Source organism: Bombiscardovia coagulans, assembly GCF_002259585.1.
Classification (GTDB): domain Bacteria; phylum Actinomycetota; class Actinomycetes; order Actinomycetales; family Bifidobacteriaceae; genus Bombiscardovia; species Bombiscardovia coagulans.
On the sequence record NZ_MWWS01000004.1, the window covers coordinates 20778 to 37674 of the forward strand.

Consider the following 16897-nt stretch of genomic DNA (forward strand, 5'->3'; position numbering starts at 1 on the left):
GACTGGGGATTTTTTATGCGCATAGGTATGGGTAACTCTATGAAAGGAGTACCTATGCGACAAACGTTGCGTAAATTTGGTATGGCGTTGATAGCGTTTATTGTTGGCGCTGCCACGCTTATAGGCGGTACTGTAACCGCTCAAGCTGCCACTAACTCGGGACCAGGCTACTGGTTTAACCCGTTTAGAGAAGGACCAGTATTCGCTGGTAAACACGGTGTAGGACTAGGTGTATTAGGTATGAAAGACGGTTTACCTGTCTACTGCATCGAATCCGGTATACCTGCTGGTAGTTTAGATGGCAACTGGCAGCTAGCCGATGACATGAATTCAAGAATAGGCGCAACTCTAGTAGACCGAAATAAAGGCGATATGAGTGATATGACTCAAGCCGCCGTCCAATACGCTATCCATGATCATTTAGACCAAGGATCATCAGCTTGGAGTGTCTACAAACGACAAAGCCTTGAGGGTGCCAACATGGCAGACGTAGCCAACAGAGCAACACAACTATGGAATGATGCAGCACAAAATGTCCCAGACAGTGGTGCGATAGACTATCGATACACACAAGCTCAACGCGAAGGAGATATACGAGTTTTTATAAAAAACTCTGCTGGGAACTACGTGCAAGGGATACCTTGGCGTATTGAAGTTTCTGGTCCAGTGAATGTAACAGGACCGACTTCTGGGGTGACTGGTCAAACAGAGACTGTTATCCATTGGAAGGCAACCGGTAACGGAGATGTCAGAATTCGTCCTTTCTATAAAGTTTCGACTGCCAAAAAGTTAGCGTCATCCTCTCAAGATGTATTCATGGCGGGCGACCCTCTAACGAAAAGTGGCAATGAGGTTCAGTTTAGGGTGCAGTTGAGTTTCCAGCCTACTGTTAGTACTCAGGTGAGTTCGAAACAATTAGCGCGTGGTGAGCCTGTAAAAGATAAAGTTACTTCTGGTCTTAGTGGAGATGCGCCATGGGTGCCAGGCACCAGTGTTCCAGCGCATGGTTATTATTTCCAAAGTAAAGCTCCTATTGATTCGATACCGCAAACTGGTGGTATTGAAAATCCTGAAAACGTGGACTCGTATTTAGCAAGAGTGAAACAACGTTATGGTGAGCCAGTAGCTACAGCAGATACTGTGTTTACTGGGCCGAATCAAACTAATGAGGTAACAGGACAAGCACGTGGTAGGCAGTATGTGAATCCTGAAGACGGTTTGTTTGGTAACTGGGTTTGGATTATACGTAAGAGTGATGCAGGAGCTGCTCAAGGTAATATTAAAGCCGATTATATTCACACAGCAGGTCAAGTACCTGAGTCTAGTGTTCATCATATTCAAACATCCGTTTGGTCTGAAGTTGCTGAACCTCATGCTATGACGGGTGCTGATATTCGAGATGTGATACATGTGACTGGGTTGCCTAAAGATTTGGGTGATTTCAAGGGTGGTAATGGTTTTGGTGCTGATGAGCGTAATGCGACAGTACAAGTATGGTGGTCAGGTGCTACCGGAGCGGATGAAGGTGTTAAAGAAGCAGACATGCGTTTCATGCCTTCCACACCACAAGCCCCGACACCTGATGCGAATCATAAGCTCTTACAAACACTGACGTATGATTTACGTAAGCTTATTGATTTAGAAGGTAACACGTATCATCAGCGTTTAGATATTCGGGTTGCTGGTGGTAATGCTGGTAGTCCTTTAGCTGATGGTTCTCACGTGTCGATACCGGGGACGAAAACCGGGTATTACACGTTTGTTTTCTCGTATCCTGGTTGTGATCGTGTAGCGAAATATACAAGCGCTTATAATGATCAGTTCGAATCAACGTTCGTGACGAAAGAAAAGGCAACGATTGATTTGACTTCGAACACTAACCCGGATTCGGTGCTTGTGGGGGAAAGTTTCTTTGATGTTGCGCATATTGTTGGTGATTTGAATATTACTCAAGGCGCGTATGTTACGTTTGATGCGTATCAGCCGGTTGTTGGTAAACCTGATCCTAGTGTGGGTAAGATTCTTGACCAGGATAAGCATGTGTTGTCTGCTGACCAGTTAACTACGCTTCATCAAGGTCATTCCGTGGATGTTCAATCATCATCGATTCAAGCTCAGTCAAGTGGTACGGTGTACTGGCAGGCTGCTTTACATGATGCTAATGGCACTATTGTAGCTACTCATGAGCTTGGTATTAAAAGCGAAAGCACGGTGATTAAGGGTGGTGGAACGATTAGCTCCATCGCTCAAACTCAGGGTGCTGTGGGTGGTCCTGCCTGGGATATTATCACTGTTGCTGATAAAACGAATGGTGTAGGTCGAGGTAATATTCCTGCTGGTTCGATAGTGCGTGTATCCTACTATAAGCATGAAGGGCAAGCCCAACCTGTTAAGGGACAGCTGGTAGGTACGAAAGAGTTTCCTGTAGATATAGCTAAGCTTGGTGCTCGCCCTGGATCATATAGTTTCCAAGCGAATGTTGGTACGTATCCAGCTGCTGGCCAATATTATTGGGTGCATCAACTCATCGGACCTGATGGCGCTGTGATTGATGAAGGCCATTATGGTGATGATAGTGAGCGTACACCAGTACAAGAGTATGCTACGGATACTGCTAAGAAATGGTTGTCCACTAATGATGAGCAGTATAGTACGAAAACTATTGAAACCTATGATGCATTAACCCAGAAATATTATGCTCAATGGGGTTCAGACATGGAATCAAAGACTCGTGAGGGTCAAACCATGCCTGGTACGCAAGCACAATTTAGTATCTGGTCTCACACTGGTGATGTGACTCAAGACGCGAAGATTGTAGATGGTAAGCCTATTGATCTGCCGAAAGTTCCTACGAATAAGCAGGAGCATTTCGAACAGAAAATCAGGTCTGAAACCTTCTCGCTACCTTCTTCCATTACTCCTGGAACCTATTATTATCGGGCGCGTGTCACGAATAGTGTTGATGCGCAGCATTTACGTGATATAGGTGTCGCTTCAGATGGTCTTGTCTGGGAAGCTCCGCAACGAGTAGAGCGTGAAAGCTTTGATGTGATTCGCGTTACCTCTCGTGCTAGCGAAACCGCGTGGACCACAGACCAGCAGCATGTGGAAGAACAATTGATCGTGGATGGTAATCTACCTGCTGATAGTAAGTATGAAGTGGAATTATGGTCTCGTGATGCTAATGGTATAGCCGTGAAGAAAATCAGTTCCACTGGTGTTCAACCTATTCCTGCTGCTATTACAGGTCATGGTGTGATACCAGTGAGTATGAACGCGCCTACAGAACCGGGAGGCTACCAGTTCCGTCATAAGATTTGGACTCCAGACCAGCAAGGCGGGCCAGTAGAAGCTAGTACTGCTGGCATCATATTGCCTCCTGATTGGGCTCCCGCACCAGATAAGCATGCTGGATATCAGCACAGTGAACTCATCGCTAACACGGATCACGATGCTAGTGAACAATTCGAAATGATTCGTATCACTACTGATGTCACTGGTATGACAGGTATTCATACCACAGCGAACGGTGAGCATTATTTGAATGTCACTAAAGGTGCTCAAACCAATGATCACGCTAAGATTGAAGGTCATGTGCCAGCCGGGTATAAGCTTGGATTCCGCTTGTATAAGCAGGCTCCTGGTGATGATCCCACACAAGACAAGCAGATAGCTTCTATCGCGGCCACTGATGTAGCTGAAGCAACGACCGTATTACAATCCGCGCTCACTGATATCACTGATCCTGGTGACTATTACTGGCAGTATGTGTTCACTAAAGCTGACGGTAAGCCTTGGAGTCCAGACGGTGAACGTGAAGTGGTTAGTGATAAACGAATTAAAGCTGAAAGCTTCCATGCGGTGAGAGTCACTACCGCCACCTACCAGTGGAGCAGTAAACATGGTAAAGCCACAGACACTGCTATTATCGACGGCTGTCTACCAGTAGACGCGACGATCGGGTTTGAATTACATGAGTATGAGTCTAAAACTCAAGCAGGGTCTCTATCTCCCGTGAAACTATCCGACCTGGGTTATAAGCCATGCACGAATGGTGATAGCACACAACAGGTTGTTTCCCGCGAGGTAAGCGTGCCGCAAGCTATCGACTATTATTGGGTGGAACATGTGCGCCTGCCTGGTGATGATACTGATTTCCATCGAGGTGATGAGCGAGTACCTCACGAGTCAACTCGTGCTATCGATGCCACTACACAAGTGACACCACAAATCATGCTAGGTATGGCCATTCACGATGACACTGACCTACAGCATATTCAATATGCTCAAGATGAGGATATTCGAGATGATCTCAAACCAAGTTTGAAAGCCTCATGGGAATTATGGAAGCAGGACACCACTAGTGATGATAGTGCTAAGGATAAGCTGGTAACCACGATCGATAAGGAGGGTGTGCCTCTCAGTGACGGGCAAGCAAACGCTTCCTCGAGTGACATTATCCCTACCGATGTGGGCATGTATTATTGGCGTATCCGTATCAGCGGGCCTGACGGTAAGCTCATCAAGTATGGATCTGCTCGTGATCTAGCGGAAACCTTCCGTGTGATTACAGCAGTCAGTCATACGCAACGGCTCATCCAGTCTGGTACACCCGCTACCGACCAGGTCACGATTACCGGTCCTGTAGCACCTGGCACGATGGTGTCCTGGAAAGCATGGCGTCAACAGCCTGGTGACGGGTCAGCAGATGAGCAAGTCTTAGACTATTATGATCCCGCTCATGGTGCTGCCATTGTTGAGGGTGCTCAAGCTCGTGGTGCTCTCACCACAGGTAAAACAGTGATTACAACACCTCACGCTTATAAGGAAACAAAACCTGGGGATAGTATTTACTGGCAGTTCAGTATCACCAGCCCACGGCGAGATGATAAGAATATGCTAATGACTCCAACCCTAGGTAAAGATGGTGCATACACTACGCATCATTTAACCCAGGCATGCCCGACCACATTACAAGCTCCTCTTCCAGGACAACAGGAAGAAGCTAGTACACCTGATAGTAAGTCGTGTGTTTTACAGCCTCTATTCACGGATAAAGCCCGGGTTGAGGATGAAACCTTTAACGTTATCAAGGTTACGACTAAAACTAAAGGCGAAGCCATGGTAGGTGACATGATCCATGACACAGCATTGATTGAAGGTACTGTACCGTCAAGCACGAAGTATTGCATCGCGTTTGAATACTGGAAGCAAGACAAGGGTTCTGATGTGAGCTTGGATAAGCTGGAAACCACTACTGATTGTGTGCCTGTACCTGCTGGCGCACATGAAGTACAAGGACCTGAGCATAAAGCGGTACATGCTGGTCTTCACTATTATAGGGAACGCTTGCTGCCATCAGAGCATCGGGACGGACCTCCGATAGTGTACGGTCAACCACGTGTCCCAGGTGAAAGCGTGAATGTGAAACAACCGCCATTACCAGTAACGGGTACACGGTTAGCGGGTATTCTAGTGGTTGCCGTGCTTATGGTTCTTGTTCTCATTGGTATACATGCCAATGCTAAGCGCAGTAACCGTATAGCACACCATAGGAAGCAAGCATAACTGCTGAATGCTAACTATAGGGGAGGGTGAATACTGTTATAGTGTTCACTCTCCTTTCTTACTGAATCTGACAAACAATGCTCTGGTAATTAATTTCAGTACGAATAGACGCAAGATACAATGGGATAATTATGTGCTTACCAATATCGTTGCAATTTGAGGGCAAACAAAGTTGGACTTGGTTCATCATTATTGAAGATTTATCTAAATAAACGTATAAGCGTGATAATCCGCGCATAAATGCGTATTCTTAGTAAGTATGGGACAAAAGACAATCAAAGTTAGTGACTTCAATCGGAAAATAAGTAAATCAATCAGATCAGGAATGGGCGTACGTCGACTTTCAGGCAGAGCACTAAGTAGGCAAATTGGTCGAAGTGAGACCTATATAAGGGCACGCATAAAAGATGAAGCAGAATGGGCACTTTCAGACATTGAGCTTATCTGCCAAGCGTGGGACATCAGCCCAGAAAAGCTGTTTACTGAGTAGTTTTTCTGGAATCCTCATATCTTTTGCAAAACTCAAGATTTGCCCCATCGTAAATCGACTAGGGTTTCGCTTAAGCATCCTTTGTTGTAGTTCTCGCCACAGTGAGAATACGTGCCATAACAGCAGTCTTATCACACCGTCTCATTACGATGTGAGCTTCTTTTACAGTGTACTGGTTACTCCCAATTGCGTGAAATCTATCTATCTGTCTGCTTGTCTTGAGCGCACTTGCATAATGCGATAGTGTCTTGAACTTATTCGTCTTTTTTCAAGAACTAATATGGTGAACATGAGAGATAAAAAATATAGATCTAACGATGCCGTTTCTTCTTATATGAGAGATGTCATGAAACGTAAAGGCATCACACAAGACGACATGGCAAGAGCAAGCGGTCGCGCTCAGTCATATATAGCCAAGCACCTTATGGAACACTCCACATGGAAGATAGACGACATCGAGGCAATAGCACCACTCTTCGGGTACCCCAATGCGTTATCTCTTATGTCAGCTGCTTTTGACTATAAAAATTAATCTTACCTATAGTGAACACTTTGCCACGAACATCATAATTGCGCGATTCGCACGTATACGAAGTACAACATAGCGAACAAACTCAGTCCTCCCGCCCCAATAATTCCTAACTTACGAACTCGTTTCCTTGTCATTGATAACAAGGTGGTAGCTTAAGCGGTAGGGTACACCTCATTTCGAGTACAGCGAGGTTGTAATTGATATATTTTGAACCATACTATTTTTACGTTTGTATAGGATGCGAGAAAACAAGCATGCAGCTTGTATAGTGCTGTTTCAAGGATACAACTTGCAGTGTGCTTCGAATGACTGAGATTGCTCAAACAAAGTATGAGAATACAATCCTGTAGTGTTTTCGAGTGAGTGTGACCCAGAGCTTAGTGTTTTTTAATGATGATGATGATAAGTACATTCTTAATCGCATTGTTAAAGAGTATGGTAATGCGACTGGGAGGGATCTTGAGTGCAAGAGTCACAATGAGGTCCCGTGGTTGGGTGTTGTCGATAATTGAGCGCATCCCTTATGAATTGGCTTTTTACCATGGGACTTTTACTTAAATACGTGACTTGAACTACTGCAAAGTTTCTGGAAGCTGCTACGTAAAAACTATTCTGGTTGAGAAGAAGCTATGCCACGAATACGGCACTTGAAGCATCCAAACGTTCTTACGGTATATTCACTCTGTTGCGGACAATTGGTGCGTACTACGATGGAAGTACGCACCAATTGTCCGCAACTATTGAAGGGTAAAACTGTGTGCTAACCATGCTCTTCGTTGGTATTACCTTTATTTCAGCTATTGACTGTTGTTGGCAGACCGAGCTTTTCAAAGAACGCTTTGTTCCGTTCTTCTGCTGATTTGAGCAGTCCATCAAAAGAAATAACCTGGATTGTTGTCCCATAATTCTCGTTATAACCAAAATAACTTAAATGGTCCTGAGCTAGTTTAAGTCCGCTCATTTCGCATTGGTCTTTCAACGTTGGTGTGAGATCAGCGATAACATAACATTGCGCAGGTGCGTCTTTCACGGCCGTTATTGGTCTTCCTTTCGCAGTACGTGCACTGCCATCGCGGATTTTCTTAAGGTAACCCAGCACCTGAGCAATAGGGTTCTTGTCTTCCGTCGTCGCGTCATTCCTCATAGGACGCTTGAACTCTATCACCGTGACTGACGCGAGGGACGGGGTTGCCCTGTCCGCTGTCAAAGTCGGGTTACTGAGAGTCTGTGTTGCCAGAATATCTGGACGATCTACGGATTGAGAATCGGTAATTGGCATCTTGTCCAGAGGAATGTCGGAGGCTAGATAGTCATGGAAAGCTAAACGTTCATCGATGACCCATAAGTTCGATTGGTCTGACTCCAAGTCATCTGAATTAATTTGCATCGGCATAAGCAGTTGATGAACAACCGACTCCTTACAGTATTTTCCGTCATCATTACGCTCAATTGCTTTGGATAACAGATCGAGAATAACCTTTCTTCTCGAAACATAAGCTGCGAGGTCGGACTTGTTAAGATCGCTAACATCTTCCAGATAATTTTTGAGCCTTGATTCAAATGCTTCATCTAGTTCCTGGTTATGAACATCCGCGAAAATTTGTTGCCCTTTTTCGTATACCTTAAGCTGTTCAGCGAGGAGCAGTTTATGCATTTCAAGGTCAAGTTCCCGGTCGGACACTGTCGGGTCTACAGTAATACCATCCTGTTTCATTCTCTTTATTAATGGCCTGTATCTCGGTTCCTTGTGAGCAGTGAAATTTTCAAGGCGTTCTTCCCCAGATTTTTTTATTTTCTCAAGCGATTTCCTTAAAAACCGTTCACTACATGTAAGTGCTTGTTCTCTAATCGTAGTCATAGTAAGAGGGTCGTTTTCAAATAGGCCATCGTCTTGTATATCGAATGCTGTTCTATCCGATCTGACATTTCGATTAAGGTAATCAGACGATAAAAAGCAAATATAAGAGAATTTGGATTCTTCATCTTCTAGTTCACCGAACAAACCAGGGAGTTTACCGGTCAGATTCTCTTCGAAGACGGTTCTGTCACCCGCACACCAATAGAGTGTTGGTTTACGCTTAGCATGAGTTGAACGCAATTTATACTGCACAAAGTCAAATGTCTCCGATTCGATCTTAAAACTATCACAAGCGTAATCCGATGCATCAGAATCATTGAACAAGTCATCCAGAGAACTGTTACCGTCAATATCACGTACCGTAATTTTGGGAGCACCACCAGGTCTGAGGAAAAACCAGAGACAATGCTCCAAAAGTGCTTGAGCAATGGAACTTCTTGTTTTTAATGCAGCTTCACGATACTCTTTTTTGAAATCATTGAGCATAACCTTAGTGCCTGGAGAGTGAAACGTATGGTTTAGACTGTCGGTTTTTTCTACTTCATTAGTGATGGAAAAATCTATCGAAACTTCCTGAAGTTTCTGAATATCATCAACATAGGCACTTTCAATATGAACTTCTTCGAACGCCTTAAGCCATAGTAACCTGCCCATGCCTCTACAACCCTTTGAAACTTTATAATCACTATCCAAAGTCTCGAATGATAGCTGATTCTCGGGCGTGAAACCGATACCATTATCCCTGATCACGAAACCAGTAATAGGTAATCCAGAAACATCCGATGCGTCGTTTTTAAACAGCGCACCCTGTTCTGGTCGATTGATATAGATATCAATTTCCCCATGGTCTTGATCCGTTGGGAACCGTTCATCAATCGCCTGAATACTGTTGACAACAGCCTCAAATAATGGAAGAAGTGCATGGGTTTTAGGAAGACTCGTATTGGTTAGCCTTCCTTTCAATGAAGTAGTCATCGGCATATCAGGCATCTCCTCTTCGATACGGTCACGTTCAACGTTATCATAAGACACAAGGAAACTTGTCTCATTATTTGTCATAACATATGTCCTTTAACAGCCTGAATGCTTAACATAGTTTCACTACTTTGTTTACGTAGTTGAAGCATCATCCAAGTAAAATAGCAATATCAGCATTGTGCATACTGTAGTTTTACTGCTTACATGGTATTACTCTACTCATTGAAACGGCTGACCTGTATACAAGCAAGTCAGCCGAATGGTTTTACCAGACTGGTTGTTCGCTGTCTAACTCCCATGTTTCACCGAATGTCTCTTCATGTGCTTTAGCGTAAGCCGAGAAGAATTCTTGCTCAGAACAAGGAGCAAGCTTATTATGCAGCTTTTCACGAAGATCAGTATCCATGAGATTTACAATCGCATCCCACTGATTGGCATCAAATTCGGTGCCATTACTGTTAATAATAGTGTTATTGGTTGTTTGAGAATCGTCTCTCTGGTTTGTGTTTGTTGGTGTTTGAGTAGCTTCTGCTAGAGATGGTAAGTCTTGTCCTTTTCCACCAGGTTTAGTATCGTATTGTCCTCCTGTGGAACCAGGAGAGTTTTTTGGTTTACGCGCATCATTGCTCATGCGTTTTATCCTTTCAGCACTAGATTATATGGTACAAGCACACCTATGCGCTTATCGTCAACCGTTTTCCATACACCATCATCTGGTAAAAGACACTCGTATTCACCGTTGAATACTTGCTGCTTATTTTTGGACGCATATAGATAAGTGAGGGGTTGTACAGGAATGACTAGTAGAAAGGTGACTCGCATGAATGAACTCACCAGAAGACAAAACAAGGATTGCAGTATTACTGTCATGTCCTTAATGAGAGTGTTAAGGGATAGACAGGATATTCGTAATCGTATTATTGGCTTTCCCGCGAGAAAACGTGACCGTTACACGTTTAAAAACATTGTCAGTTCACTGTGAGGACGGACATCATGCAATATTATCGTAAGTCTAAAACTCTGGTAAATGACACACGACGTGAACCCACAAAAAGTGGTGTTATTGGTTTGTTGGCGTCTGCTCAAGGGCGTAGCCGTGAAGATGAGATCGAAGATCTTGTTGAATTGGAATTTGGTGTTCGAGTTGAGCAACGAGGTCGCATCATCAGGGATTTTCAAACTGAGAAGACTGAAAAGGGCAAGTCTATGCCGCTTACAAACCGGTATTATTTAGCTGACGCGGCCTTCCTTGTTGCTCTATCGGGGAATGATGAATTACTGATTAGTCTAGATAGTGCTTTGCGATCTCCCAAGTGGCCCTTGTTCTTGGGTAGAAGGTCTTGTCCAGCTACGCTACCGATTACTCTTGGCATTCATGATGAGTATGAGGATGTACGAGATGCTTTGTGTCGTGAGTCCTGGCATGCTGCCTCTTGGTATAAGAGACGGTATCATTTACCTGACCTAGATGTTGCATGCGACGCACATGAAGGCGAAATATCCCAGAATCAAGCTGACACGCCCTTGAGCTTCAGCATGAAGCAGAGACGGTATGCCAACCGTGCTGTCCATCATTTCCGGGTACCTAATCCTGACTCTGTTCATTCAGAGGAAGTGAAATCCAGTGATTCCATGGGTTTTCCTGATGTGACAGAAGAAAGTAGTGTCGATTTCATGTTCTTCGAGGAGATGTAATGTATCTTTCACGTATTCCTTTGAATATGGCCAGGGCTGGAGCCAAGCAGTTGGTCCAGTCTCCATACAAGATGCACTCTGCTGTTGAGCATGCTTTTCCTCCAGGGGCACCTCGAGTGAGTGACGAAGGTAGGCTATTGTGGCGGCTTGATTTTTCTGAACGCAATCACAGTGTTTTCCTCTATGTGGTAAGTGTAGAAAAGCCTGACTTTACACACATAGTGGAGCAAGCTGGATGGCCCGCCTATGCAGAATGGGAAACAAAAGATTACCATACTCTTTTGAATAAAATAGCGGTAGGTCAGCAGTGGCATTTTCGGTTACGAGCAAACCCTGTTCGACGAGCAGCAGACAAGAGCAGGTATGGAATAGAAGACCCGCTCATAGGAAAAATTGAAGGTCATGTCACTGTTGGTCAGCAGGAGCAGTGGCTTCTTAAGCGTTCCCTCAAAAATGGTTTTCGGATTTTAGGCTCTGACGAAGGACTTCACCTCACTGTTCGAGAACAGCAGAAGCAACAATTTCGCAGACAAGGGGCAACAGTTACTCTTTATACAGCTCTCTTTGATGGTGGTTTGGAAGTAACAGATGCCGATGCTTTTCGAAAGATGCTCTCTTTTGGATTAGGTAAAGCTAAGGGATTTGGTTGTGGTCTCCTTACTATTGAGCCTTTCATGCAGCAGAAGTGACTGTTTTCAGCTAGTTTACAGTGGAGTTTCCATACTATGGGTGTACCTAAGCATGCTGATCCAACTCATCAAGACCAGTCGTCACAATCAGTTGCTGGGGTTAAATGTGAAGAATACGATGCACAAAAACAGCATCATCGTGCTTCCACAAGCAATTTGATGGGAACTCCTCCGCCAGAATTAGCGGTTCATTTCCACTTCTGGCCAGCGCATAGGAAAAGACCGCATGAAGCAAGCAACCCTTGAAAGAGGAAGTCATTACTGATGAGCAAGAACGAACGAAGCACCACTCACGAAGCACAGTTTACCGAGTTGGAACAAGAGCAAATTGCTAATATTCAACTATTTTGTCTTCTAGAACCAGGTACCCAGTTACAATGTTTTGATAAGTTGAGACCTTCGCAACAGCGATACACTATTGCTCGCAGTACACTGTTTTTACGAATACCAGCAAACACTGATTTACGGGTATTTACAGGTTATTTTAATTCGCAGAACCAGCAAGTATTCATCAATGTTGGACAGCAAATACCTGATGACGTAGCATATGCTCGATGTGGTGTAACGAATGCACAGGGAGCAAGAATCATATGGCATTTCGACTTTGTACCTGAGCTAACAGAAAATGATACTGACAGTAATAAGCTTCCCTCTATATATAATCTTTCTGATTTACAATACGTGCGAGCTTACATACAAACACCTATTACAGAATTTAACCCATTGCAAGATGGTCAATGGGATACACCCGTCGGATGCTCTGTCCGTATTGAACATCTACCTCAAGGATGGACGGTAAACAAACGCGTTCAACCAGGCAGCTCAATATACCAGATCATGAGTGCTGATAACACTATTACCAGAGAATGGAAGTTTAGTGCTCAACATGCTCAACCACCACACCCGTTAGGTTATACTTCATGATCGTTAGTGTGAATAAGGTTATACTGTTATCAAGGAACACTTAAGCAAATGAGATTAACGAATCTTATTATCCTTGGCTTAACAGTTTAGCTAATTGTTCTGCATCCATGAGTTGGGCACCACTGCCTGCATCCTGTACAGGCACTGAATCATTTTCATGGTTACTAGTATCATTTTCGCTCGTTGATGAGTTAGCAGAAAAAGTGGTTTGTGATTCGTATAATGCTTCACGTAATAATGCTAGTATCCCATCTGAAGCCAATGCTTGTTCATAAGGAAGGCTGATTCGTTCGGTTAAATATCGCATGTATTCGCCGTCTGGAGGGTTATCAGGACCGTGATGACGTAACGTGTCTAGGTAGCGGGTTTCATTAATATCTTCAGGTAAACCGATAAGATTAGTGAGAGTGCGTCCGTAGATTTCTGTATCTGATTGTGTATTGGTTCCAGCCCAATAGGTTTTGAAGACTTGTCCACGTTCTCCTGCGAGTTCTGCTCTACCAACGCCTTTCGAGACACCTTCATCGAGAATGTTCGCCGGAACATTAGGCATGTGTTTAGGATCATGGAAGACACCGTTGACGAGACTATCACTAGGGTTTGGTCCCATGACGATTCGATGTCCAAATAAGTCGCGTGTGGTGGGACCGAGTCCTGATCGATCGTTTACGGTTTGTGAGGCGAGTATGAGTCGATATCCTTGTGCTCGAGCTGTGCGAAGTAATCGTAAGGTTTTAGTTTTAATATCATATTCAGCTTGCCCAGTAAAAGTTTGTTCTATGACTGCTGGCGGTGTTTTTTCTGAGTTTGGGATGCTTTTACAAACGCTGGCTGTGTCTACCAGACTACTAAACTCGTCTATTACTACTACATGTATCGGGTATTGTTGTTTAGCCCAGTCTGGAATCATGTACCAGCTTTGCCAACCATTTTCTTTCCATACTTTAGCTCGTTCACCATGCTCAATTTCTTCTACGAGTAGGTTAAGTACGCCTGCTGCCTGGACTATGGATTCACAGCCCCAATGATGTGGAGTCACCCAAGGACGCAGCCAGTAAAAGTCAGTACTTTTGTTGTCCAAGTCAATGACACTTAAATCAACATGTTGTGCAATTAAACCTGCTAGTATCGCATTCAACGCTACTGTTTTACCTGTTCCTCCTTCGCCACCAAGAAGGAGAAAACTGCTTTCTTGCCAGTCAATGACAGCTGGCTTATATTCTAGCCCTCCAGCCTGGGGGAGGAGCACTCCGAATGGGGTGAGTGCTTGTTGTTGAGCAGTACCTAATTGAGATAGCGGATATTCGTGTGCAGGTTGGAATGAGGCAGGTTCGCCAGGATGGATGATAATAACACCTGTTTTAGCGTTAGCTTCGAACCACCAGCCTAAATGACCTATCTGCTGGCAGGCTTCCTGTACTTTCTCATCATACTTACTGGGAGTGTATATGATAGTGTGATCCAGCACGCATTCCCATCCGCCTTCTAAGGTTTCTTTTACGCTTACCTGCCAAGGATCAATGTTTAATGCGTTGGCAAGTAGTCCTCTTGCAGTTGATTGTGCTGGTGATAGTTTCTCAATAACTGCACGTCCTTCATAGGGGTGAAATTGTGTGAGTTTAAATCCAGGGTATTTCTGCTCATACATTGCTTGTACTTTTGCTCCAGCACTAGGTGTGCTTTGTGAGGCGGAAAGTCGAATCTCACGACGATTTCCTGACCCTTCTACCGAGCTGACACTGCGATCAACTAACACAGCTACATGCCTATCCTGGTCAATAAAATCAAGTACAGCGTCAGCAGCATCTGGATTACCGGTTTTAAATTCTTTAATTTTATGATCTAGTAAACGTCTATGACTGGCATTATTAGCTGGATCGAAAATAATATTATTTCCCTGACGGTCTTTTACTTGCGCCGGGAATACACATTCAAACTGTTTCATGGTATTTTCTATGCGACTTTGCACAATACTTCTAGTGATCTGTCTTCTTATTCGCTTATTCAAGCTCCTTTTGAGAGTACTTTAACGTTGAATAACAAGCTGACTCGCTCGTAAAACAACATATATGGGTTTTGCGCGAGTGCTCTCAACACAGACTATGTCCTTCCAAGATCAACTACACTGACTATGGAAGGACATGTTAAGGGGAATCAAAGCTCAACGATTAGCGAAATAGGGTGCAAGATGAATCTTATCGGAATGAGACTTCCAGTATAATTCAAGTCGTTGTTGGTATTTCTCTTTTAATTGGTCACTAGCCGCTAGCACCTGATTCATCTCTTCGTCAGTTAAATAAATTCGCTTCTCGCCTTTAGACTGGAATGGATCCTTTTGTCCGATCTTATGATATTTATCAAAACTAATATCATCGCTCAAATTCTGGTCTTCATTTGGTGCTGTAATATATGGGTCTCCTTTAGTTCGACCATATTTCTTCCAATAAGCTGCACTCATATCTTCGAAATGACTTAGATTATATTCAACAAATACATCATGTAAGGATTGTTGTTTGTCAGGTCGTTCTTCCATGTCATCATATGGGATGGCTGTTTGAATAGTTGGTTTAAAGAAAGCTATAACTGGTCCACGCATTCCTAGTGTCACATAATCATAGTTACGCTCATAATAAGACCTCCATTGTTTAGCATCGTTTTTCACGTCTGGTAATGCGTTTATGAATGCGGTTTTTTCCTTAGCATTGAATATACGAGCTTCAAGTGGGTGTTGTATGGCAGTTAAATTGGGAAGATCATCACCTTTTCCACCTGGTTTAGTATCGTATTGTCCTCCTGTGGAACCAGGAGAGTTTTTTGGTTTACGCGCATCATTGCTCATTAAATACTCCTTTAATCTTTGTCTGTGTTGGCACTAACACCTATGCCGCATAGCTCAGGAGTATGAGTATTACCGATATTATGGCTACTGCATGGAAAGCTTTCTGGTCGAATGTAACCTCACCAGGATTTCTTAGTGTTTTCGTAGCTCTAGTTGTATGTTGTTTATTGTTAGGGTTTGCTTTACGTCGAACTTTACGTGCTATTGATTTCGCACTACGTGCAGGCGCGTTCCTGTTAGCAGTCACTTTTATCGTCGGAATCTTAGGTGTTCTAGGTATTCAATTTACCTGGCTTAACCCATTAATTAATTGGTTTCTTGAAATAGTTCATGCTCCCATCTATGTAGGAGTTCAGATTATATGAGTAAACGTAAAAGTCTTTTATCAACCGTTCTTGACAAGATTGTAGCGATTTTCTTAGTCTGCGTGCTTGTTGTTATTCTTATCGCTTCCGGGGGATGGAAGGCTATCAGTAATGCGTTTGGTATTGGTGATGCTGATGCTAACATACACCAGTTAACACAATCACATGAGCAACCTTCTCGCGAAAGTGATGTGCAAAGTCTTAATCAATGGTTAGGTAAAATCACTAACCCAGATCGAAAACAACCATCACATGCAAGTCAACCATCTTCATCAAACAAACGTCCTCATAGTAGCCAGTGGGGAACCAATCCTGCACTCTGGCAGGAGGCGTTAACCACTGTAGCTAGTATTCCGATAGCTCAACCACATATCGCTGGATATAATCGCCAACAACAGTTCGGGGGATGGGCTCCAGCCGCTAGCATGTGCGGTTCAGCTACAACACGAGATGTCATTCTACAACGCGATCTTACGAATACTCATCAAAATAAACGCTGTCAGATAGAAACAGGTGTTTTACAAGATCCTTATACGAATAAAACAATAATGTTTACGAGAGGGAAAACCACCAGCAGTAGTGTACAAATTGACCATGTAGTCGCTTTACTGGATGCGTACGCTTCAGGGGCTCGAACCTGGGATCAGCAAAAACGTGTTCAATATGCTAACAGTCCTGATGTGTTGCTTGCAGTCGATGGGTCTGCAAATACGGCAAAAGGAGCTGGATTAGATTTTAACAATACATCGCAGTGGAGAGCCCAAAATAGTGGTGCTCCAAATATTTGGATGCCAGATAATCCTCAATATCGTTGTGATTATATTTCTAAAAGAGTCTCTATTAAACACACATGGGGGTTGACTATGAGCGCGAAAGAGAAACAAGAAACTATTCATGTGCTCAGTGGGTGCATAGCTAAATAAAGCTGATAACAATACTGGTTACGGCTTGTATGACGG

13 protein-coding genes are annotated in these 16897 nt (G+C 43.7%); 9 read left to right on the top strand and 4 right to left on the bottom strand.

Going from position 1 to position 16897, the window contains the following annotated elements:
- Positions 1-54: 54 nt before the first annotated feature.
- The 3 genes from BOCO_RS01745 (at position 55) to BOCO_RS01755 (ending at position 6590) form a co-directional block, all read left to right on the top strand.
- Positions 55-5568, top strand: a complete 5514-nt coding sequence (locus BOCO_RS01745) for a hypothetical protein (RefSeq protein WP_094722397.1) — start codon at positions 55-57, stop codon at positions 5566-5568.
- A gap of 259 nt (positions 5569-5827) precedes the next feature.
- Positions 5828-6058 (top strand): helix-turn-helix domain-containing protein, encoded by a 231-nt coding sequence (locus BOCO_RS07365; protein ID WP_148140035.1) that lies wholly within the window; start codon positions 5828-5830, stop codon positions 6056-6058.
- A gap of 289 nt (positions 6059-6347) precedes the next feature.
- Positions 6348-6590: a helix-turn-helix domain-containing protein gene (locus tag BOCO_RS01755; protein ID WP_148140036.1), complete on the top strand. Its 243-nt coding sequence runs from the start codon at positions 6348-6350 to the stop codon at positions 6588-6590.
- 793 nt (positions 6591-7383) lie between these two features.
- Here BOCO_RS01755 and BOCO_RS01760 read toward each other — a convergent pair.
- Complete coding sequence (locus tag BOCO_RS01760; protein ID WP_211278674.1) at positions 7384-9507, bottom strand: ATP-binding protein; 2124 nt, start codon at positions 9505-9507, stop codon at positions 7384-7386.
- 184 nt (positions 9508-9691) lie between these two features.
- Positions 9692-10057, bottom strand: coding sequence for a hypothetical protein (locus tag BOCO_RS01765; protein WP_094722400.1), 366 nt, complete (start codon positions 10055-10057; stop codon positions 9692-9694).
- Between the two features lie 347 nt (positions 10058-10404).
- Between BOCO_RS01765 and cas5e the strand changes: the two genes are divergently transcribed.
- From cas5e to BOCO_RS01790, 4 genes are read left to right on the top strand one after another with little or no spacing between them, the layout of a single operon-like run.
- Complete coding sequence (cas5e, locus tag BOCO_RS01775; RefSeq protein WP_338023398.1) at positions 10405-11121, top strand: type I-E CRISPR-associated protein Cas5/CasD; 717 nt, start codon at positions 10405-10407, stop codon at positions 11119-11121.
- A complete protein-coding gene (gene cas6e, locus BOCO_RS01780) occupies positions 11121-11810 on the top strand; it encodes a type I-E CRISPR-associated protein Cas6/Cse3/CasE (protein WP_094722402.1) in 690 nt (229 codons plus the stop codon). Before cas5e ends, cas6e begins: the two co-directional genes overlap by 1 nt.
- A 36-nt stretch (positions 11811-11846) precedes the next feature.
- Positions 11847-12056 (top strand): hypothetical protein, encoded by a 210-nt coding sequence (locus BOCO_RS01785; protein WP_094722403.1) that lies wholly within the window; start codon positions 11847-11849, stop codon positions 12054-12056.
- 18 nt (positions 12057-12074) lie between these two features.
- Positions 12075-12734: a hypothetical protein gene (locus tag BOCO_RS01790; RefSeq protein ID WP_094722404.1), complete on the top strand. Its 660-nt coding sequence runs from the start codon at positions 12075-12077 to the stop codon at positions 12732-12734.
- Between the two features lie 67 nt (positions 12735-12801).
- Here the strand turns inward: BOCO_RS01790 and BOCO_RS01795 are convergent, their stop codons facing one another.
- A complete protein-coding gene (locus tag BOCO_RS01795) occupies positions 12802-14679 on the bottom strand; it encodes a hypothetical protein (protein ID WP_094722405.1) in 1878 nt (625 codons plus the stop codon).
- Positions 14680-14895: 216 nt separating this feature from the next.
- Positions 14896-15573 carry a hypothetical protein gene (locus BOCO_RS01800; protein WP_094722406.1) on the bottom strand — a complete coding sequence of 226 codons (678 nt, stop codon included), beginning with the start codon at positions 15571-15573 and terminating at the stop codon, positions 14896-14898.
- A 62-nt stretch (positions 15574-15635) separates the two neighbouring features.
- On the opposite strand from BOCO_RS01800, the gene BOCO_RS01805 reads away from it, so the two are divergent.
- Both BOCO_RS01805 and BOCO_RS01810 read left to right on the top strand, forming a co-directional pair.
- Positions 15636-15938, top strand: coding sequence for a hypothetical protein (locus tag BOCO_RS01805; protein WP_094722407.1), 303 nt, complete (start codon positions 15636-15638; stop codon positions 15936-15938).
- Positions 15935-16861, top strand: a complete 927-nt coding sequence (locus tag BOCO_RS01810; RefSeq protein WP_094722408.1) for an HNH endonuclease family protein — start codon at positions 15935-15937, stop codon at positions 16859-16861. The genes BOCO_RS01805 and BOCO_RS01810 overlap by 4 nt, the downstream gene beginning before the upstream one ends.
- Positions 16862-16897 lie beyond the last annotated feature (36 nt).